The sequence below is a fragment of the Lachnoanaerobaculum gingivalis genome, from assembly GCF_003862475.1.
GTDB lineage: Bacteria > Bacillota > Clostridia > Lachnospirales > Lachnospiraceae > Lachnoanaerobaculum > Lachnoanaerobaculum gingivalis.
Genome location: NZ_RRCO01000001.1, coordinates 79,313 through 99,736 on the forward strand (window position 1 = coordinate 79,313; position 20,424 = coordinate 99,736).

A 20,424-nucleotide genomic window follows, 5' to 3' on the forward strand; every position below is an offset into this window, starting at 1 on the left:
TACATTAAAAATTGCACAAAGTTTTATCTATATTTTTAGTTATTTTCACTAGAGCCCAAATATTGCATAAAACGTAAAATATTATTTGTTCTTAAGTTGTCCAAACAATTAAATGTATGCTATAATTAGATGTTACTAAATTTATGCCTAAACGGTATTAAGGAGGAAATCTAATGAAGCTGACAACAGTAAGAGAAATATACAAAAACACAGCAAAGTATATTGATACTGAAATCACAATAGGAGGATGGGTAAGAAGCAACAGAGATTCAAAGTCTTTCGGCTTTCTTGTTATAAGTGACGGAAGTTATTTTGAGCAGATTCAGGTTGTATACAATGACAGTCTGCCTGATTTTAATAGATTGACAAAGATTAATGTCGGTGCCGCACTTATTATAAAGGGCACACTTGTAGCAACACCGGGTGCAAAGCAACCTTTTGAAATTCAGGCTACACATATTGATATTGAAGGTGAATCAAGTTCCGATTATCCTCTGCAAAAGAAAAGACATACTCTTGAGTATTTGAGAACAATCTCTCACTTACGCCCAAGAACAAATACATTCCAGGCGGTATTCAGAGTGAGATCTCTTATTGCCTATGCTATACATAAGTTCTTTCAGGAAAGAGATTTTGTGTATGTACATACTCCAATCATTACAGGAAGTGATGCCGAGGGTGCAGGTGAGATGTTTAGAGTTACAACAATCGATCCACAAAATCCACCTCTCAAAGATGACGGCAGCATTGATTATTCCAAGGATTTCTTCGGCAAGGAGACAAACCTTACAGTTTCAGGACAGTTAAACGGTGAAACTTTTGCCATGGCATTCAGAGATATTTACACATTCGGACCTACTTTCAGAGCCGAAAATTCAAATACGACCAGACATGCCGCCGAGTTTTGGATGATTGAGCCCGAGTTTGCCTTCGGTGATTTAAACGACAATATGGATCTTGCCGAAAGCATGCTCAAATATATAATAAACTATGTACTTGAAAATGCCGCTCCTGAGCTTGAATTCTTCAATCAGTTTGTAGACAAGGGACTTTTGGACAGACTTAAGAATGTTGTAGAGTCGGACTTCGGCAGAATTACATATACCGAGGCCATTGAAATACTTGAAAAGAATAATGAAAACTTCGAGTACAAAGTTTCATGGGGATGTGACCTTCAAACAGAGCATGAGCGTTACCTCACTGAGCAGGTATTTAAGAAGCCTATATTTGTTACAGATTATCCAAAGGCAATCAAGGCATTCTATATGAAGGAAAATGAAGATAAAAAGACTGTTGCCGCTATGGACTGTCTTGTACCGGGAATAGGTGAGATAATGGGCGGTAGTCAAAGAGAGGATGACTATAACAAGCTATTAGCAAGAATAGAAGAGCTTGGTATGGACACTAAGGACTATGAATTCTATCTTGATCTTAGAAAATACGGTTCAACCAGACATGCAGGTTTCGGTCTCGGATTTGAGAGATGCGTTATGTACCTTACAGGAATGTCAAATATAAGAGATGTACTTCCATTCCCAAGAACTGTAGGAAATTGCGAATTATAATAATAGGGAGGTAAACTTTAGCCATATGAAATTTATACATACAGGTGATATTCATTATGGTATGAAGCCTGATTCAAATAGACCTTGGGGTAAGGAAAGAGCCGATGCGGTAAAATCTTCGCTTCAAAAGATTATTGATGTTGCAAAGAAAAGAGAAGTCGATTTACTTCTCATTGCAGGCGATCTCTTCCACTCCCAGCCCTTCAGTCGTGATTTAAAAGAAGTCAACTTTCTTTTTTCCACAATACCGGATACAAAAGTGGTTATTATTGCCGGCAATCATGACTGTTTAAGAGAAAACAATAATATACTTAGCTTTCCATGGGCAAAAAATGTGGTTTATTTGTCCACCCCGACTATCAGCAGTGTGTATTTCCAGGATATAAACACGGAAATCTACGGATTTTCATATCATGACAGGGAGGTTAAGGAAAATATTGTTTCCGGACTTTCCATTCGTGAAAATGACAGAGTGAAAATTCTTCTTTTACATGGCGGTGATGCAACGCATTTGCCTTTTGATAAAAATGAATTAAACAAGATTTCTTCATCTTATATAGCTCTCGGACATATACATAAGCCTGAAGTACTTTTTGACAGACATATGGCTTACTGTGGCTCCCCTGAACCTCTGGATATGACTGAAACCGGAGACCACGGAATTTTCTATGGTGAGATAGATAATAACACACGTGTCATGAAGGATTTTGAGTTTATAAAAATTTCAAATACTTCATATATCTCACTTACAATAAACGTAACTCCCGAAACTACAAATGCGGAGTTACATACCTCTTTAACGGAAACTATTAATATTAAGGGCAAACAAAATATATACAGATTTAAAATAAAGGGTCTAAGAGATCCGGATATCGAATTTGATTTGGATTCACTCTCATCAACACTTAGAATTGCTGAGATTATAGATGATTCCGAACCAAAATATGATTTTGCAAAACTCTTTGCAGAGCATCCTTCAGATATGATAGGATTTTTTATTCGTGAACTTGACAGGCCTAATATGAGTAAACTTGATAAAAAGGCCCTTTATTACGGCATTAATGCATTACTTAGAACTACTGATGAAAGGGGGAAAACATGAAACTGCTAAGCTTGCATATTGACGGCTTTGGCAAATTCAAAAATAAAGATTTGCAATTTGCTGATAATATGAATATTGTATACGGCTACAATGAAGCCGGAAAATCTACAATATTTATGTTTATCGAAGCAATGTTTTACGGTCTTGAAAGAGCAAAAGGCAGAGCAAGTAAAAGCGATACCTGGACCAAGTTCAAACCTTGGGGCAATGGCGATATATATGGCGGACGCCTGCGTTTTTCTTATCATGACAAAAACTATCGCATAGAGAGAGATTTTACAAAGACCGCAACAACCCCTTTTGCCGTAGTAAATGAAACCGACGGAAGGAATGTTGAAAATCCAGGTGAATTTTTAAAGGAAGCACTTTGCGGACTTTCACAAACCGCATATTCAAACACAGTGAGTATATCACAGCTCAAATCCGCAACTGACGCCAAAATGGTGGTAGAGCTTAAAAACTATATTGCGAATATGAATACCACCGGTAATATGTCTTTAAATATCAATAAAGCATCGGATTTCTTAAAAGAAAAAAAGAAATCGTTTACCGCTTCTTTGGATCCGGATGCGGCAAAGACCTACAACCAGAATTTGACTGAGATAAGAGCTCTTGAAAAGAAAATCTCCTCTCCGGAATTTTCAACTCATTTGAAAACTTTAAAAGAGGCCGATGCCATTACGGAAAAAAGAATTATTGATTTAAATTCTCAAAAAGAGTCCTTAATCGAAAGTATTGCATCCAAGCGTCAGCACCTTTCAGATCTCGGTTTTAATGATAAAAAGACTATTATAGAATTGCAAAATGATCTTAATAAAGGATATAACGATTATCTTTCCGCTTATGAAAATGAGAAGAAATCAATTAATAAGGTTTATTCAACCATATTTCTTGTTTTATCGATAGTCAGTGTAATCCTTGCAGGTTATATCTTTAAAACGGGAAAAAACAATTTTCTTACAACCTCTACAGGTATAAGTTATCAGTTTGCAATGGTCCTTTTTATAATTATATGTCTTGCATCTTTGATCTTTGCAAGTTATGTATATACAATTCATAATAAGGACAACAGGCATTTGACCGAGCTTAAAGTAAATCTTATCGCGATAATGGCAAGAGTAGGCTCATTTGATTCTATAACGGAAGAAAATATCCACCGTGCCAACAAGACGCTCAGTTCAAAGCTGAGAATTTTTGACGAAATGGAAGCCGATATCGCAAAGTGTGAGGCTTTGAGCGTAGATATAGAAAATCTGCGTGCAAAAAAGGCGGCATATGCCAGCGGTATTGATGCCAAAAAGCAAAACGAGTGGGAACTTGAAAAACTAATGGAAAAGCTTGCACAGATGAAGGAAGCAAATACTTCATTAAAAAATATCATTGCGGAGAATGATAAAATCCGCTTTGAAATAGATGCTATAGATCTTGCCACCGAGACCTTGAAAAATCTCTCACAGACTATCAAGAATTCTTTCGGATTGTATCTGAATAAGGATGCTTCCGAGCTTATTGAAGGTATAACAGGCGGTGTGTATGATTCTATATCCATTGACGAGAATTTTAATGTATTCCTTAATACTCCGAACAGACTTGTTCCTATAGAACAGGCCAGCTCAGGTACTATGGATCAGGTGTATCTGGCACTTAGAATAGCAGCCGGCAGACTTATGCAGGGACGCGCTAAAGAATTACCTTTTATATTTGACGACAGTTTTGTAAACTACGATTCGATACGTCTTAGAGCCGCTTTACTTTGGATTGCCAATAATGTGCCGGAACAAATCATTGTATTCAGTTGTCATATGAGAGAAGCTCAGTTAATGACAGCTACTATGCAGGATTTCAATCTAATAGAATTGTAGGGAGTTTATGCGTTTTATCAGACAATTTCTAATCATATTATTTATAAGTTTTTTAGGGGAAGTGTTAAAAGCAATTTTACCGCTTCCCATACCTGCAAGCATATATGGACTTGTCATTATGCTTGCATTACTTGTTTTAAAAGTAGTTAAGCTTGAACAGGTTGAAGGTGCATCTATGTTTTTAATAGATATAATGCCTCTTATGTTCATCCCGGCCTCGGCAGGTCTAATTGATATCTGGCCTACTCTCAAGCCTGTACTTATACCTCTTCTTATTATGACTCTAATTTCCACTGTTTTGGTAATGGTTGTATCAGGTAAGGTAACCGAACTAGTTATAAAACTTGACAATAAAAAGCAAAAGGAGGGCAAATAGATGAGTACTTTTTTAAGTAATTCTATATTTTTCGGAGTTCTCCTATGTTTACTGTCATATCAGGCCGGAGTATTCTTAAGGCAAAAGACAAAAATAGCCGCTTTTAATCCGCTGCTTATTTCCATCATTATAGTAATCTTTGTACTTGTCATGTTTCATATCAAGTTTGAAGATTTTTATAAAGGTTCAAAATATATCAGCTTTTTATTGACTCCGGCAACTGTGGCTCTGGCCATACCGCTATATTCAAAGCTTACTTTGTTAAAGTCAAACTTTAAGGCCATTATGTCCGGACTTATTGCAGGGGTTTTAACATCTTTGATATCAATATTTGTAATGTCTCTGCTCTTTGGTCTGAGTCATGAAAATTATGTATCCATGCTCCCGAAGTCAATAACTACAGCAATAGGTATCGGAGTTTCGGAAGAACTTGGAGGTGTATCCACTATTACCACTGCCGTAATTATTGTAACAGGCGTTTTCGGCAATGTTTCGGCTGATATTGTTTATAAAATTTTCAATATAACAAATCCTATTGCAAAGGGTATAGGTCTTGGCTCATCCGCACATGCCATAGGTACTTCAAAAGCTCTTGAAATGGGCGAGACTGAAGGTGCTATGAGTTCATTATCCATAGCGGTTGCAGGTATTATTACGGTTATATTTGCTTCATTCTTTGCAAAACTTATATAGTGGACATAAAAAAAGCTGTAGCTTTAAAGTTTTAACCTCTAAAGCTACAGCTCCCTTTATTTTATGAAACTGATAAAATTTCATTTATCTGTGATACCAATGTATCACAGTCAATCCCATGTACCATGCAAGCCTCTTCCAAAGTCTCCATCTGTGATGAAGGACATCCAAGGCAATGCATACCTGTTCTCATAAGTATCGGTGCAATCATTTCATTTGTCATTAAAAGTTCACCGATTGTCATATTCTTATTTATTGTCATAATTACTCCTTTACAATATATTATTATTCAGTATAAATCTTTTTGCCGAAATCTTCTATCCCTTTTTTTATCTCTTCAATACTTAGTCCGGCAAAACCTACCAAAACGGTAGATTTTCTTATATTTCTGCCTGTATAAAAAACAGATATGGGATAAAGTTTGATTCCTGCAAGCTTTCCAAAGTTTATTATCTCTCCCTCGCTAAAATGATCCAGTGTAAGTAAAATATGAAGTCCCGAGTTGTTTTCAAAAACCTTTGCCTCGGAAAGATTATTTCTTATACTTTCAATAAGAGCATCTCTTTTTAGCCTGTAGTTGGTTCTCATTCTGTTCAGATGCCTTTCAAAATATCCTTCCTTTATAAATGTTTCAAGAATATTCTGATTGGACCTTGGAACCGTGCATGAGAGAAATTTTAGTTTACTCTCATATTCTTCCATCAACTTTTCAGGAAGAACCATATATGCCACTCTTATCGCCGGTGCTATTGCCTTTGAAAATGTTCCCATATATATAATTTTTGAAGGATCAAGCCCCTGCATAGCAGGTATAGGCTTACCTACAAATCTGAACTCCGAATCATAATCATCTTCTATTATATATCTGTCACTCTTTTCATAGCACCAGGAAATAAGTTCTCTTCTCCTGTTTATAGGCATTATAACACCTGTAGGATATTGATTTGCAGGCATAAGATAGCATATATCCGCATCTGTTGACTCAAGTATATCTATATTTATGCCCTCATCATCCATATCCACACTGAGTACATTCCATAACATTGATTTGAAGATTTCTTTAGCCCTAATGTATCCCGGATTTTCAAGTGCAATATTTCTTTTCCCAAGTAATAATCCAAGAAGCAATATCAAATACTCGCTCCCTGCTCCTACTATTATATTTGAAGGAGAACACACCACTCTTCTTGCAGTATGAAGATAATCGGCTATCTGAGTTCTAAGTCCGAACTCACCCTGCTTATCTCCTGCAATAAAAACATCTTCCTTTTCACTTGAAAACACCTTTCTTGCAATGCTTCTCCAAGATGCGTAAGGAAAACTCTTTGAGTCAATCTTTGTCGGCGAAAAATCAATCTTAGTATCATCTTCCGTCTTAAAATCTTCTCTCTTGGCTTCCCTTTTATATTTCTTTCTTTCAATATTTAAAACATCCAGACGGTTTACAATATAACCGCTGCCGCCCCTTGATTTTAAATATCCTTCAGCCAACAGCTGCTCGTAGGCATTGACCACAGTGGTTCTTGATATCTTCAAACTCTGAGCCAAGCTCCTTGTTGAAGGGAGCTTGGTATCGGGCAAAATTTGCCCGTTTTTTATTTCATTCTTTATAAATTCATAGATTTGCTCATATATCGGGCAATCACTATTTAAATCTATAAGAAGTTGCATCAGTCATTCTTAGGAAGCTTGAATGAGCTCTTAAGTGAAACTATTCTGTTAAATACCAATGCATCAGGCTTAGAATCCTTTGCATCAACACAGAAGAATCCGTTTCTTACAAACTGGAAGCTGTCATATGCCTTTGCATCCTTAAGACATGGCTCCACATAGCAATCCTTTAATACAGTCAATGAATTAGGATTTAGGTTCAGATTTCCGTTCTCGTCAAGCTTACCCTTTTCCTCATCAACTATATTCTCATAAAGTCTCATTTCAGCCTTAAGTGCAGTCTTTGCATTTACCCAATGAATTGTTCCTTTTACCTTTCTCTCTGTAAATCCCGAACCTGACTTTGTCGCAGGATCATATGTGGCATGAACTGCAATAATTTCGCCGTTTTCATCCTTTTCCACAGATGTACAGGTTACAAAGTAAGCTCCCATAAGTCTTACTTCATTTCCCGGGAAGAGTCTGAAGTACTTCTTTGGAGGCACTTCCATAAAGTCCTCTCTCTCAATATAGAGCTCTCTGCCAAATTCTATTTCTCTTTCTCCAAGATCGGGATTCTCAAGATTATTCGGCATTGTACATAATTCAGACTGACCTTCAGGATAATTATCTATTATAAGCTTTATAGGATCAAGTATTGCCATTATTCTTGCCTTCTTAAGCTTAAGATCCTCTCTTATACAATACTCAAGCATTGCAGACTCTATAGAAGAATCTGCCTTTGATACTCCTGCAAGCTTTACAAAGTTTCTTATTGACTCAGGAGTATAACCTCTTCTTCTGAGTGCGGCAATTGAAACAAGTCTCGGATCGTCCCATCCGTCAACTATTCCGTCCTCTACAAGTTTTTTGATATATCTCTTACCTGTTACCACATTTGTAAGATAAAGCTTTGCAAACTCTATCTGTCTTGGAGGATGATCATACTCACATTCTTTTACAACCCAGTCATAAAGCGGTCTGTGATCCTCAAACTCCAGTGTACAAAGACTGTGTGTAATATTTTCTATGGCATCTTCTATCGGATGTGCAAAATCATACATAGGGTAAATACACCACTTATCACCTGTATTGTGATGAGTCATTCTTGCAACTCTGTAGATTACCGGGTCTCTCATATTGATATTAGGTGATGCCATATCAATCTTTGCACGAAGTACACGACTTCCGTCCTCACAAAGTCCGTTCTTCATATCTTCAAACAGCTTTAAGTTTTCTTCAACGGATCTGTTTCTGTATGGACTTTCCTTTCCCGGAGTTTTGAAATCTCCTCTGTACTCTCTGATTTCATCGGCACTTAAATCGCATACAAATGCCTTGCCCTTCTTTATAAGAAGAACCGCCTTCTCATACATCTCCTCAAAATAGTTTGAAGCAAAGAACAATCTGTCCTCAAACTCTCCTCCAAGCCACTTTACATCCTCTAAAATCGAATGTACAAACTCTTCTTTTTCCTTTGTAGGATTTGTATCGTCAAATCTTAAGTTGAACTTTCCGCCATACTCTTTTGCAATATCATTATTTAAAATGATTGACTTTGCATGACCTATATGCAGGTAACCGTTCGGCTCCGGCGGGAATCTGGTCTGCACATGGTCAAATCTGCCGGACTCAAGGTCCTTATCTATCTCTATCTCAATAAAATTCTTTGAAACTGTCTCAGTATTTGTATTTTTAATTTCTTCTGACATAAGTTTCCCCCATCTGTATCGGTTTATTCACTAAGCTATTATTATATCATTGATATATCTCTATCGCAATCCCGCACAAGACTTAATATTACAAAAATACCCCTATTACCATTTGCTGATAATAAGGGTATGAAATATTTTTTATTCTGTAAATAAAGGTGTTGAGAAATATCTGTCTCCGCTGTCAGGTAAAAGAGCAACTATAGTCTTTCCCTCATTCTCAGGCTTTTTAGCCTCCTTAATTGCAGCAAAGAGTGCCGCACCTGAAGATATACCTACAAGGATACCCTCTTTTGATGCTATAAGTCTGCCATACTCAAATGCTTCCTCGTTTTCTACTGTGATAATCTCATCATATATCTTTGTATTGAGTGTATTAGGAATAAATCCGGCTCCGATACCCTGAATCTTATGAGGACCGCTCTTTCCTTCAGAAAGTATTGGAGAACCTGTAGGCTCTACTGCGATTACCTTAACATTTGGCTTCTTCTCCTTTAAGAACTCACCGACACCTGATATAGTACCGCCTGTTCCGATACCTGAAATAAAGATATCTACTTCACCTTCAGTATCATTCCAAATCTCAGGACCTGTTGTAGCCTTGTGAACTGCAGGATTTGCCTTGTTCTCAAACTGTGCAGGTATAAAGCTTCCTTCAATGCTTGCCGCAAGCTCCTCAGCTTTTGCAATAGAACCCTTCATTCCCTTTGATCCTTCTGTAAGCTCTATAGTAGCTCCATATGCCTTAAGGATATTTCTTCTCTCAACGCTCATTGTCTCAGGCATTGTAAGAATAACCTTATATCCCTTTGCTGTACCTACTGATGCAAGTCCGATTCCTGTATTACCTGATGTAGCCTCTATAATGGTAGAACCCGGCTTTAATTTTCCTTCCTTTTCTGCCGCCTCTATCATAGCAAGTGCTATTCTGTCCTTTACTGAACCTGCCGGATTGAGATACTCAAGCTTTACCAAAACTCTTGCTTTAAGTCCAAGCTCCTTTTCAATATTTGAAACCTCTACTAATGGTGTATTACCGATTAACTCACTACTGCTCTTATAAACTCTAGACATACAAACCTCCGTTTTCTGTATTCCTGTTTTCCTACTTGTTTTATAGGTTTATAATAATCTATTTATTTTGCTTTGTCAAGCAATTTTTTATTTTTCTTGAAATTTATATTTTTTCTTTGTATAAAAAGAAAAACACGCTTGCATAATATTCTTTTTTAATGTATATTTATAAATGTATTTCATAGCTTTAAACATTTGATAGGCTATATTTTAATATTTATGCGTATTTTTATACATAGGAGGCTTTATGGCAAAGGAAAAAGTTGTATTGGCATATTCAGGCGGTCTTGATACCACCGCTATTATACCTTGGTTAAAGGAACATTTTAATTATGATGTAATTTGCTGCTGCATAGACTGTGGTCAGGGAAATGAGCTTGACGGTCTTGAAGAACGTGCCAAATTATCGGGTGCGGAAAAACTCTACATTATCGATATGATTGATGAATTCTGTGATGATTATATTGTTCCATGTGTACAGGCCGGTGCAGTATATGAAAACAAGTATCTTCTCGGTACTTCAATGGCAAGGCCCGGTATTGCAAAGGCTCTTGTGGATGTAGCAAGAAAAGAAGGTGCATCTGCAATCTGTCACGGTGCTACAGGAAAAGGAAACGATCAGATACGATTTGAGCTCGGCATCAAGGCTCTTGCACCCGATCTTAAAATTATCGCGCCTTGGCGTATGACTGATATTTGGAAAATGCAGTCTCGTGAGGATGAGATAGCTTACTGTAAGGCACATGGTATTGACTTACCTTTCTCAGCCGATTCAAGTTACAGCCGTGATCGTAACCTTTGGCATATCAGTCATGAGGGTCTTGAGCTTGAAGATCCTTCGCTTGAGCCGAACTATGAGCATGTACTTATGCTTGGCGTAACACCACAAAAAGCTCCTGACAAAGAAACCGAGATTTCTCTAAGCTTTGAAGCGGGTGTTCCTGTAGCTTTAAACGGTGAGAAAATGAAAGTCTCCGAGATTATTACAAAATTAAACGAGCTTGGAGGTGCCAACGGTATCGGTATCATAGATATAGTTGAGAACCGTGTTGTGGGTATGAAATCAAGGGGTGTTTATGAGACTCCGGGCGGAACTATACTTATGGAAGCTCATGACGCACTTGAGGAGCTTGTACTTGACAGGGCCACTTTTGAAGTGAAAAAAGATATGGGAAATAAATTTGCACAGATAGTTTATGAAGGAAAATGGTTTACACCTCTTCGTGAAGCTATTCAAAGCTTTGTAGAGTCTACACAACAGTATGTAACAGGTGAAGTTAAACTTAAACTCTATAAGGGAAATATTATAAAGGCCGGTACAACATCACCATACTCACTCTATTCAGAGTCACTTGCATCATTTACTACAGGTGATTTATATGACCACCACGATGCTGACGGATTTATCACACTATTCGGTCTGCCTCTAAAGGTAAGGGCTATGAAGATGGCTGAAGTTAATAAAGAAATATAAAACTAAAGGGGCTAAAATCAGCCCCTTAATTTTATTTATTTTTATTATTTACATAGTTTACAAGTCCGCCTGCATTTATGATATTTTGCATAAACTCAGGGAAAGCCTGACCTTTATAGGTCTTACCTGTTGTAATATTTGTAATAAGTCCGGTATCAAAGTCTACCTTGACTTCATCACCTGCATTTATCTCTGCTGCAGCCTCAGGGCTTTCAATAATAGGCAAACCTATATTTATAGCATTTCTGTAAAAAATTCTTGCAAATGTATCTGCAATTACCACACTTACTCCGCTTGCCTTGATTGCGAGCGGTGCATGCTCTCTGGATGAACCGCAGCCAAAATTCTTTCTTGCTACAATGATATCTCCCTTTTGAACCTTATTCACAAATTCCTTATCAATATCTTCCATACAATGCTTTGCAAGCTCTTCACCTGTTGTGGCATTAAGATATCTTGCAGGAATTATAACATCGGTGTCTACATTTTCACCGTATTTAAATACATGTCCTCTTGCTTCCATATTAACCTCCCGATCTTTATACTGTAGGTGCCACTATTTTTCCTGCTATCGCACTGGCTGCAGCCACTGCAGGAGAAGCAAGATACACCTCTGATTCAACATGTCCCATTCTTCCGATAAAGTTTCTGTTGGTAGTGGATATACATCTCTCACCTGCCGCCAAAACTCCCATGTATCCACCAAGACAAGGACCGCATGTAGGAGTTGAAACTATTGCACCGGCATCTATGAAAATATCTACCAGTCCTTCTTTTATGGCCTGCTTGTAAATCTCCTGTGTTGCAGGAATTACAATACATCTTACATTCTTTGCAACCTTCTTATCCTTCATCTGTGCAGCAGCACTTCTAAGGTCTGAAATATGTCCGTTTGTACATGAACCGATTACCGCCTGATCAATCTTTATATCACCGAATTCACCGATTACCTTTGTATTTTCAGGTAAATGCGGGAATGCAACTGTAGGTCTTAATGCGGACAAATCAATGTCGATAACCTCATCATATACAGCATCCTCATCAGCTTCAAAAATCTTAGGACTTCTGTTTGAATGCTCCTTGATATAATCCAAAGTTATATCATCTACCGGGAAAATACCGTTTTTTCCACCTGCCTCGATTGCCATATTACAGATAGTAAATCTGTCATCCATAGATAGGGATGCAACACCCTCACCTGCAAACTCCATTGATTTATAAAGTGCACCGTCTACACCTATCTTTCCGATAATATAAAGAATTACATCCTTACCGCATACATCTTTTGAGAGCTTGCCCTTTAAATTAAACTTTATAGCACTGGGTACTTTAAACCATGCTTTACCTGTAACCATTCCGGCAGCCATATCTGTAGAACCTACACCGGTTGAGAATGCTCCAAGCGCACCATAAGTACATGTGTGAGAATCCGCACCTATTATACAGTCACCTGCCACAGTAAGTCCCTGCTCGGGTAAAAGTGCATGTTCAATTCCCATTCTTCCGACATCAAAGAAATTAACTATCTCATTCTCATCTGCAAAATCTCTACATGTCTTACAGTTCTGAGCGGATTTAATATCCTTATTCGGAGCAAAATGGTCCATTACCAGCGCTATCTTCTCACCATTAAATACTTTTTTATTTTCAAACTTCTTTATCTCATTAATTGCAACAGGTGATGTGATATCATTTCCAAGCACAAGATCCAAGTCAGCCTCTATAAGCTGTCCTGCTTCTACGAAGTCCAGTCCTGCATGGGCAGCCAAAATCTTCTGTGTCATTGTCATTCCCATATTTTTTTCCTCTTTTCTTTTAATTACTGTTGATTGTAACATATCAAATGATATAATAGCGATATAAATTTAATATATCAAGTATTACATATAGTTATATTGGTTACAGATTAACTATAATTTTAATATATATAATGTAACCAGGCGGAGGAATATGGAACAGCATTTATCACAATATAGAATATTTTTTGAGGTGGCCAAGGCCGGCAGTATATCAAAAGCCGCAAAGCTATTGTATATCAGCCAGCCTGCCATATCAAAATCAATCCTTCGATTGGAAGAAGGTCTTGAAATTGCACTTTTTGTAAGAACATCAAAGGGTGTCAGTCTTACACCGGAAGGACAGATTTTTTATGAATATTTGCAGAATGCATTTTCGGCTATAGAAGCAGGCGAAAATCATCTTACAAAGATAAAACAATTCAATATAGGTAAAATAACCGTCGGGACAAGTAATACACTTTGTAAATATATTTTACTTCCGTATCTGAACAAATTCATGAAGGAAAATCCACATACCATGGTAAGTATTTTTACTCAGTCTTCCGATGAAACAAGTTTTCTTCTCTCTGAAAATAAAATTGATATCGGTCTTGTTGCCAAGCCTGCCAGAATCAACAATATGTCATATATAAATATAATGGAGATACATGATGTGTTTGTAGCAACTCCGGCATATCTTAACAGTCTGAAACATATATTTAACAACAATTTCAATCCCTTCAGAGACGGAAATATAATGTTATTGGATAAAAACAATGCCACAAGAAAATATATTGACAATTGTATAGAAGATTCCAAACTTCAGCTCAATCAATCCATTGAAACAAGCAATATGGAACTTCTCATAGAATTTGCAAAAACCGGAATAGGCATCGCCTGTGTTATAAAGGAGTTTATACAAAAAGAACTTGAAGAAGGTACTTTGGTAGAGATAGAAATGCCTGAAGGTCTTACAATACCGAAAAGAGAGATTGTATTTTTATATGATGAAAAGAATATCAACCCATCACTTGGCAAATTTTTAAATATTTTAAAAGCATAAAAGCAATTCCGGGCCATATGACCCGGAATATTTTTTATCTTTCTTTTATTATTTCAAGTATTTCACTCGGATTATTTATAATATAATCCGCCTTGTTTTCTCTAAGCTCCTCCTCATCTCTAAATCCCCAGAGCACTCCTATGCTTGTAACTCCGGCTCTAAGAGCGGTTTGCATATCCGTAGCCGTATCTCCGACATATAATATTTCAGGTTTAGAGAGACCAAGCTCCTCTATTATCATATTTAAAGAAGTGGGATCGGGTTTTTTTGGAATACCGGCCCTCTCTCCATATATCAAATCAAATACTCCTGCCCCGAAAATCTCGTTTATATTTTTCTCCACACCAAGTTGTGATTTATTTGATAATACCACAGACTTTATTCCCATTGCTTTTAAAGAATCAAGAAGCTTTGTAATACCTTCATAAGGCTTAACATCCTTTAAACAGTCCACAGCAAATATCTCATCATATACTTTGTAAGCTTCATTTGCAAGTTTTAAGTCCGTATCACCATTGTATATCAGTGCTCTGTCCACGAACTTCTTTGCACCCTCTCCGACAAAATATCTTGTATGCTCTATATCTATTTCTTTCAACCCGAAATGTTTCATTGTTTTACTTATACAAAAAGACAGAGCATTTAATGTATTAAGCAATGTACCGTCCAAATCAAAAATAACAGCCTTTATCATTATTACACCTCAAACAAAAGATCGCCATAGCTTGGCATCGGCCAAAGATCCTTATCTACTATCATTTCCAAAGTATCAATAGGCTTTCTGAGTGCTTCCATTGCAGGAACCACCACCTCATGCATATATTTGGCATGCGCAGTTACATCTGTGATTTCTGCGGCATCATCCATATATTTTTTAAGATTTTCAAGTGCAACTTTTGACTCTTTCAAATGTTCATTCACTTCTATTAAAATAGCATTTTGTGCATAAGGCTCTATACCTGAAACCGCAGATTTTAACTTAATTATAGAATCCGCAAGTCTTGTGGTATATCTTATAACCGCCGGTATAATAGACTTACCTGCAATATCTATCATAGTCTTTGCTTCAATATTTATTGCCTTTGAATATGCTTCGTATTCTATTTCAACTCTTGATTCAAGCTCAGTTCTGGTGAAAACCTCAAACTCTTCAAAAAGCTTTATAGAATTCTCGGATACAAGAGCCGGAATGGCATCTATCATACTTGGAAGATTTGAAAGTCCTCTTCTCTTTGCCTCTTTTACCCATTCCTCAGAATACCCGTTTCCGTTAAATATAATTCTTCTGTGAGCGGTAAACAGTCTCTTAATTATATCGTGAACCGCCTCATCAAAATTACTTGCACTTTCAAGCTCATTTGCAGCCTCTTTAAAACTTTCAGCCACTATTGTATTTAAAACAATATTAGGTGATGCGATAGAGTCTGAAGAGCCTACCATTCTGAATTCGAATTTATTATTGGTGAAAGCAAAAGGTGATGTTCTGTTTCTGTCTGTAGCATCAGTTTCAAAGTCGGGGAGGGTTGCCACACCTGTCTTTAATGTAGCACCCTGAATAGAATGTGTAGCCTCACCGGTAGAGCAAAGCTGATCTATAACATCCTGAAGCTGATCGCCGAGAAACACTGAAATAATAGCAGGCGGTGCCTCATGTGCACCAAGACGGTGATCATTACCTACACAGGCCGCAGACTCTCTCAGCAAATCCGCATGCTTGTCAACCGCCTTTAAAATACATGCAAGTACAAGTAAAAACTGTATATTCTCATGAGGTGTATCTCCCGGATTTAACATATTTATTCCGTCATCTGAAGTCAAAGACCAGTTATTATGCTTTCCGGAACCGTTCACACCTGCAAAAGGCTTCTCATTCAAAAGACATGTAAGTCCATGCCTGCCTGCCACCTTTTTCATAGTCTCCATAGTCACCTGATTGTGATCCACAGCCACATTTACCTGCTCATAAACAGGTGCCAGCTCATGCTGTGCCGGCGCAACCTCATTATGCTGTGTCTTTGCAGGAACTCCAAGCATCCAAAGCTCGTGATTAATATCATTCATATAGGAAGCTATTCTCTCTCTGATAGAGCCGAAATAATGATCCTCAAGCTCCTGTCCTTTTGGAGGCATTGCTCCAAACAACGTTCTTCCTGTATAAATCAAATCCTTTCTTTGCAGATACTTCTCCCTGTCTACAATGAAATACTCCTGCTCGGCACCTACTGAAGGTATTACTCTCTTTGTTGTGGTATTACCGAAAAGTCTGAGTATTCTAAGAGCCTGAGTATTTATAGCCTGCATGGAACGAAGCAGCGGTGTCTTTTTATCAAGTGCTTCACCCCTGTAAGAGCAAAATGCTGTAGGAATATATAATGTAACTCCCAAAGAATCCTTTTTTATAAACGCAGGAGATGTACAATCCCACGCTGTATATCCTCTGGCCTCAAATGTTGCTCTAAGACCGCCTGAAGGGAAACTTGAAGCATCCGACTCTCCCTTTGTAAGCTCCTTGGCGGAAAATTCCATTATAACCTTGCCGTTTTTAGGTGCGGAAATAAAAGAATCATGTTTTTCGGCGGTTACACCTGTCAAAGGCTGAAACCAGTGAGTATAATGAGTAGCCCCTCTGTCAATTGCCCACTCCTTCATCCCGTGAGCTACAGAGTCCGCAATATCATTATCCAGTTCCAGTCCGTCTTCGATAGTCTTTTTTAACTTTTTAAATACCGCCTTCGGCAAATATACCTGCATAGCCTCATCATTGAATACATTAACCCCAAAAATCTCTGTGATTGTATCTCTTTTTTCCATATACACCTTTCAAAATCTAGGCAAAGCCTAATACATAAAATAAACTCTTATGGGAATTTCTCTCCCTGTAAGTTTTCGCAAAAATTATAGCATATAAAATATATTTTTGCATCTTTGAATATAAAAAAGCGACCGGAATTTCAGTCGCTTAATAATATTTAAAATATACTACACTATTCTTTTTTAAATACATGATTTGCAAAACAAAGCGCCGCAAATGCAACTCCGACTATTGCAATTATAATCTCTATATTTACAATCACAGGCATTACAGGTCTGATTTCCGTTTGAATATCCATCTTTGTAATAACCGCGTTAAACTGCTTTGATGCTATCGCACTGATAACAAACGGGAAAGTAATCCCTGCAATACTCGGATAAAATTTAAATTCTTTAGCCTTTGCAAAGCTTGCAAAAAGGTCTGCCGCAACAAATAATCCCAGCAGATATATCACCAATGAGAAAAGGTAAAGTCCGGTCAAAAATGTTATATTCTTTTTTTCAAAAGAACTGATATATCCGGCAACACAGAGACTTGCAGGTGCGGCATAGATACATGCCAGCGCCTTGGCTTCAATCTTCTTATTTCCAAGCTTTATATATCTGAAAGATACATAGAAGAAAAGCGGAATATAAAGAACAAATCCTATGAGGAAGCAAATCTGTCCAAGTGTTATATTATTAAAAGCAGGTGCGGTAACGGAAGCAACCACTATTCCTACATATACGATAAAATAGCTTGCAACAACCTTCATCAAGTCATCAGGTATTTTAATCTTTAATATAAAATTCAAAGTAAAATAAACTATCAGTACAAAATGTAAGATAATAGTCACATACCACAAAATCATTGCAAATGCAGGTACCATAGGCTTTATATACCCTGCAAGAAGCATTAAAGTCATTGTATATGTTCCGGATACACTCGCCATTACCGGATTTTTTATATCTGCCACAAAAGCATCAGGCATAGTCAAATACTTACATGTTACAAACAATATTCCAACAAATACCAAAATCCCGCAAAATATCTTCAAATAAGGACTGTAAGCTGCCAGAAGATTTCCAAGCGCCGCAAGACCCAATGCCACTCCGCATAAAGGTAATGGTACCCTTTTTAAAAAACTCATAACTACCCCTTATAAATCTATATTCTTCAATCCCTTTTCTCTAACAATGATCTCTGCCACCTTCTTTGCGGCAATTCCTGTAAATCTGATGCACTGTTCCTTATGCTCTCCGGCACCCATATCAAATTCTCTTGTAAGAACTCTGCAGCAGTTTGAGTGCTTTCCGTTTGCATCTCTGAAGTAGTCATGTAATTCATGGGTGAGCTCCATGCACTTTACTACTTTCGGATCCTTCGGACCGTTCTGCTCGGTTCTTCCAAAAATCATACCGAGAGCCATAATACCTCCGTTTAGAGCACCGCACATACAACCGCTCCTACCGGCGCCTACAGCCATACCTGATGACATAGCTATGACTTCTCTCGGTACATCAAGTTCAAAATTGTCTACAACTGCCGCCATGAGCGCTTCGCAACAGAAGTATCCGTTTCTGTAATTGTCCTCTGCATCCTGTCTAACCTTGTCCACACTGATTTCACTTTTGATATTCATAATTTCCTCCTGAAACATTTTCTATAATTTTATCACTAAAAAATATTTTTGTATACTAAAAAAAGCATAGATTTTGTACATCTATGCCAAAAAATTCAAAATTTTTTATAGTTTTTATATATTAATCATTATGATTTATTCATTTCATCAATAATGTTATAGGATTTTTAAATATATCTTTGCTATATATTTATAACCCCAATATATGCCTTGCTACAAACACACCGCTTGCAGAAGCATGTGAAAGTGAGTGAGTAACTCCGCTACCGTCACCGATTACATAAAGATCCTTGTGAAGAGTCTCAAGATTTTTATCAAGCTCAACTTCCATGTTGTAGAACTTAACCTCTACACCGTAAAGCAAAGTCTCATCACCTGCAGTTCCCGGTGCAATCTTATCAAGAGCATAAATCATCTCTATGATATCATCAAGAATTCTCTTAGGAATAACCAAAGACAAATCTCCCGGTGTAGCGCTGAGTGTAGGTGTCATAAATGACTTATTAAGTCTTCCCGCACTACTTCTTTGACCTCTTATAAGATCTCCAAATCTTTGAACCATTACACCGCCACCAAGCATGTTTGAAAGTCTTGCTATACTCTCACCATATCCGTTACTGTCTTTGAACGGCTCTGTAAAATGCTTTGATACAAGCAAAGCAAAGTTTGTATTCTCTGTTTGAAGTGCAGGGTCCTCGTAGCTGTGTCCGTTTACTGTAACAATACCGTTTGTATTCTCATTAACAACAGCACCCTTTGGGTTCATACAGAAAGTTCTTACCAAATCCTGGTACTTCTCCGTTCTGTAAACTATCTTACTCTCATAAAGCTCATCTGTAAGATGTCTGAAAATTTCAGCAGGAAGCTCTACTCTCACACCGATATCCACACGGTTTGACTTTGTAGGTATCTTTAATTCCTTACAAATCTGCTCCATCCATTTACTTCCGCTTCTACCTACAGATACTATACATTTATCACCGCTAAATTCTTCACCCTGCTTAGTATATAATTTATAGCCTGCATCCTGCTTTTCTATTTTTACAATAGGGGTGTTAAAGAAAAACTCCACCTTTTCCTTTAAATCCGCATACATATTTTGAAGAACTTCATAATTTATATCAGTTCCCAAATGACGAACACTTGCATCCAATAAATGCAAATTGTTTTGTAAGCAAAGTCTCTTAATATCGGAATTCGCTGTAGAATAAAGCTTTGTCTTTCCGCCGCCGTACTTTACATTGATTCCGTCTACATAGTTCATAAGTTCAATGGCTTTTTTCTTTCCGATATATTCATGCAAAGTACCTCCAAACTCATTGGTAATATTGTACTTTCCGTCAGAAAATGCTCCTGCACCACCAAAACCGTTCATGATTCCGCAGCTCTTACAATTGATGCAAGACTTAATCTTGTCTCCATCTATTGGACAATGTCTTTTCTCAAGCGGATTACCATACTCAAAAACCGCAATTTTCAGTGAGCTGTCTTGATTTATGAGTTCATAAGCCGAGAAAATACCTCCGGGACCTGCCCCGATTATCATTACATCATATTTCATATTTTTCCCTTTCACAAAAGCAATAACCATTACTTACATAAAAATGGCGATATCTCATTTGAAACATCGCATGCAACATTC

The 20,424-nt window shown here is 37.4% G+C and carries 18 protein-coding genes; 7 read left to right on the forward strand and 11 right to left on the reverse strand.

From position 1 onward, the window contains the following. The first annotated feature begins 173 nt into the window (after window positions 1-173). From asnS to EHV10_RS00395, 5 genes are read left to right on the forward strand one after another with little or no spacing between them, the layout of a single operon-like run. Complete coding sequence (gene asnS, locus EHV10_RS00375; RefSeq protein ID WP_128672904.1) at window positions 174-1,565, forward strand: asparagine--tRNA ligase; 1,392 nt, start codon at window positions 174-176, stop codon at window positions 1,563-1,565. Window positions 1,566-1,590: 25 nt separating this feature from the next. Then, entirely contained in the window at window positions 1,591-2,667 is a 1,077-nt protein-coding gene (locus EHV10_RS00380) for a metallophosphoesterase family protein (RefSeq protein ID WP_128672905.1), read from the forward strand. Continuing rightward, window positions 2,664-4,529, forward strand: coding sequence for an ATP-binding protein (locus EHV10_RS00385; RefSeq protein ID WP_128672906.1), 1,866 nt, complete (start codon window positions 2,664-2,666; stop codon window positions 4,527-4,529). Before EHV10_RS00380 ends, EHV10_RS00385 begins: the two co-directional genes overlap by 4 nt. Window positions 4,530-4,536: 7 nt before the next feature. Beyond that, on the forward strand, window positions 4,537-4,905 hold the full coding sequence (locus tag EHV10_RS00390; protein WP_128672907.1) for a CidA/LrgA family protein: 369 nt from the start codon (window positions 4,537-4,539) through the stop codon (window positions 4,903-4,905). Beyond that, window positions 4,906-5,598 (forward strand): LrgB family protein, encoded by a 693-nt coding sequence (locus tag EHV10_RS00395; RefSeq protein WP_128672908.1) that lies wholly within the window; start codon window positions 4,906-4,908, stop codon window positions 5,596-5,598. Between the two features lie 61 nt (window positions 5,599-5,659). On the opposite strand, the gene EHV10_RS00400 is transcribed toward EHV10_RS00395, so the two are convergent. From EHV10_RS00400 to cysK, 4 genes are all read right to left on the reverse strand, one after another. Further along, on the reverse strand, window positions 5,660-5,860 hold the full coding sequence (locus EHV10_RS00400) for a DUF1858 domain-containing protein (protein ID WP_007592737.1): 201 nt from the start codon (window positions 5,858-5,860) through the stop codon (window positions 5,660-5,662). Window positions 5,861-5,883: 23 nt separating this feature from the next. After that, the gene (gene pdxR / locus EHV10_RS00405) at window positions 5,884-7,269 is read right to left on the reverse strand and encodes a MocR-like pyridoxine biosynthesis transcription factor PdxR (RefSeq protein ID WP_128672909.1); all 1,386 of its coding nucleotides are present in this window, start codon (window positions 7,267-7,269) and stop codon (window positions 5,884-5,886) included. Next, the gene (locus tag EHV10_RS00410; RefSeq protein WP_128672910.1) at window positions 7,269-8,960 is read right to left on the reverse strand and encodes a glutamine--tRNA ligase/YqeY domain fusion protein; all 1,692 of its coding nucleotides are present in this window, start codon (window positions 8,958-8,960) and stop codon (window positions 7,269-7,271) included. Before EHV10_RS00410 ends, pdxR begins: the two co-directional genes overlap by 1 nt. A 141-nt stretch (window positions 8,961-9,101) precedes the next feature. Next, the gene (cysK, locus tag EHV10_RS00415) at window positions 9,102-10,034 is read right to left on the reverse strand and encodes a cysteine synthase A (RefSeq protein WP_128672911.1); all 933 of its coding nucleotides are present in this window, start codon (window positions 10,032-10,034) and stop codon (window positions 9,102-9,104) included. Window positions 10,035-10,281: 247 nt separating this feature from the next. On the opposite strand from cysK, the gene EHV10_RS00420 reads away from it, so the two are divergent. Then, window positions 10,282-11,508, forward strand: coding sequence for an argininosuccinate synthase (locus EHV10_RS00420; protein ID WP_128672912.1), 1,227 nt, complete (start codon window positions 10,282-10,284; stop codon window positions 11,506-11,508). Window positions 11,509-11,539: 31 nt separating this feature from the next. On the opposite strand, the gene leuD is transcribed toward EHV10_RS00420, so the two are convergent. Together leuD and leuC are read right to left on the reverse strand one after the other, a co-directional pair. Next, window positions 11,540-12,031, reverse strand: coding sequence for a 3-isopropylmalate dehydratase small subunit (gene leuD / locus EHV10_RS00425; RefSeq protein WP_128672913.1), 492 nt, complete (start codon window positions 12,029-12,031; stop codon window positions 11,540-11,542). Between the two features lie 16 nt (window positions 12,032-12,047). Continuing rightward, window positions 12,048-13,304 carry a 3-isopropylmalate dehydratase large subunit gene (leuC, locus tag EHV10_RS00430; protein ID WP_128672914.1) on the reverse strand — a complete coding sequence of 419 codons (1,257 nt, stop codon included), beginning with the start codon at window positions 13,302-13,304 and terminating at the stop codon, window positions 12,048-12,050. Window positions 13,305-13,458: 154 nt separating this feature from the next. On the opposite strand from leuC, the gene EHV10_RS00435 reads away from it, so the two are divergent. Beyond that, window positions 13,459-14,349, forward strand: coding sequence for a LysR family transcriptional regulator (locus EHV10_RS00435; RefSeq protein WP_128672915.1), 891 nt, complete (start codon window positions 13,459-13,461; stop codon window positions 14,347-14,349). 34 nt (window positions 14,350-14,383) lie between these two features. Here EHV10_RS00435 and EHV10_RS00440 read toward each other — a convergent pair whose 3' ends face one another. The 5 genes from EHV10_RS00440 to EHV10_RS00460 form a co-directional block, all read right to left on the reverse strand. Beyond that, a complete protein-coding gene (locus EHV10_RS00440) occupies window positions 14,384-15,043 on the reverse strand; it encodes an HAD family hydrolase (protein ID WP_128672916.1) in 660 nt (219 codons plus the stop codon). 2 nt (window positions 15,044-15,045) lie between these two features. Further along, entirely contained in the window at window positions 15,046-17,160 is a 2,115-nt protein-coding gene (locus tag EHV10_RS00445; RefSeq protein WP_128672917.1) for a glutamine synthetase III family protein, read from the reverse strand. A gap of 173 nt (window positions 17,161-17,333) precedes the next feature. After that, window positions 17,334-18,290: a TDT family transporter gene (locus EHV10_RS00450; protein WP_128672918.1), complete on the reverse strand. Its 957-nt coding sequence runs from the start codon at window positions 18,288-18,290 to the stop codon at window positions 17,334-17,336. Window positions 18,291-18,299: 9 nt separating this feature from the next. After that, window positions 18,300-18,782: a C-GCAxxG-C-C family protein gene (locus tag EHV10_RS00455; RefSeq protein ID WP_128672919.1), complete on the reverse strand. Its 483-nt coding sequence runs from the start codon at window positions 18,780-18,782 to the stop codon at window positions 18,300-18,302. A gap of 190 nt (window positions 18,783-18,972) precedes the next feature. Then, window positions 18,973-20,343, reverse strand: coding sequence for an NAD(P)/FAD-dependent oxidoreductase (locus EHV10_RS00460; protein ID WP_207667108.1), 1,371 nt, complete (start codon window positions 20,341-20,343; stop codon window positions 18,973-18,975). Window positions 20,344-20,424: the final 81 nt, after the last annotated feature.

Excerpts from the sequence above, each read along its gene's own strand:
- asnS (WP_128672904.1), top strand. The coding sequence starts at position 174 with ATGAAGCTGACAACAGTAAGAGAAATATACAAAAACACAGCAAAGTAT.
- cysK (WP_128672911.1), bottom strand. The coding sequence starts at position 10,034 with ATGTCTAGAGTTTATAAGAGCAGTAGTGAGTTAATCGGTAATACACCA.
- EHV10_RS00390 (WP_128672907.1), top strand. The coding sequence starts at position 4,537 with ATGCGTTTTATCAGACAATTTCTAATCATATTATTTATAAGTTTTTTA.
- EHV10_RS00455 (WP_128672919.1), bottom strand. The coding sequence starts at position 18,782 with ATGAATATCAAAAGTGAAATCAGTGTGGACAAGGTTAGACAGGATGCA.
- EHV10_RS00450 (WP_128672918.1), bottom strand. The coding sequence starts at position 18,290 with ATGAGTTTTTTAAAAAGGGTACCATTACCTTTATGCGGAGTGGCATTG.
- EHV10_RS00410 (WP_128672910.1), bottom strand. The coding sequence starts at position 8,960 with ATGTCAGAAGAAATTAAAAATACAAATACTGAGACAGTTTCAAAGAAT.
- EHV10_RS00460 (WP_207667108.1), bottom strand. The coding sequence starts at position 20,343 with ATGAAATATGATGTAATGATAATCGGGGCAGGTCCCGGAGGTATTTTC.
- EHV10_RS00445 (WP_128672917.1), bottom strand. The coding sequence starts at position 17,160 with ATGGAAAAAAGAGATACAATCACAGAGATTTTTGGGGTTAATGTATTC.
- EHV10_RS00435 (WP_128672915.1), top strand. The coding sequence starts at position 13,459 with ATGGAACAGCATTTATCACAATATAGAATATTTTTTGAGGTGGCCAAG.
- EHV10_RS00420 (WP_128672912.1), top strand. The coding sequence starts at position 10,282 with ATGGCAAAGGAAAAAGTTGTATTGGCATATTCAGGCGGTCTTGATACC.
- EHV10_RS00380 (WP_128672905.1), top strand. The coding sequence starts at position 1,591 with ATGAAATTTATACATACAGGTGATATTCATTATGGTATGAAGCCTGAT.
- EHV10_RS00395 (WP_128672908.1), top strand. The coding sequence starts at position 4,906 with ATGAGTACTTTTTTAAGTAATTCTATATTTTTCGGAGTTCTCCTATGT.
- EHV10_RS00385 (WP_128672906.1), top strand. The coding sequence starts at position 2,664 with ATGAAACTGCTAAGCTTGCATATTGACGGCTTTGGCAAATTCAAAAAT.
- EHV10_RS00400 (WP_007592737.1), bottom strand. The coding sequence starts at position 5,860 with ATGACAATAAATAAGAATATGACAATCGGTGAACTTTTAATGACAAAT.
- EHV10_RS00440 (WP_128672916.1), bottom strand. The coding sequence starts at position 15,043 with ATGATAAAGGCTGTTATTTTTGATTTGGACGGTACATTGCTTAATACA.
- leuD (WP_128672913.1), bottom strand. The coding sequence starts at position 12,031 with ATGGAAGCAAGAGGACATGTATTTAAATACGGTGAAAATGTAGACACC.
- leuC (WP_128672914.1), bottom strand. The coding sequence starts at position 13,304 with ATGGGAATGACAATGACACAGAAGATTTTGGCTGCCCATGCAGGACTG.
- pdxR (WP_128672909.1), bottom strand. The coding sequence starts at position 7,269 with ATGCAACTTCTTATAGATTTAAATAGTGATTGCCCGATATATGAGCAA.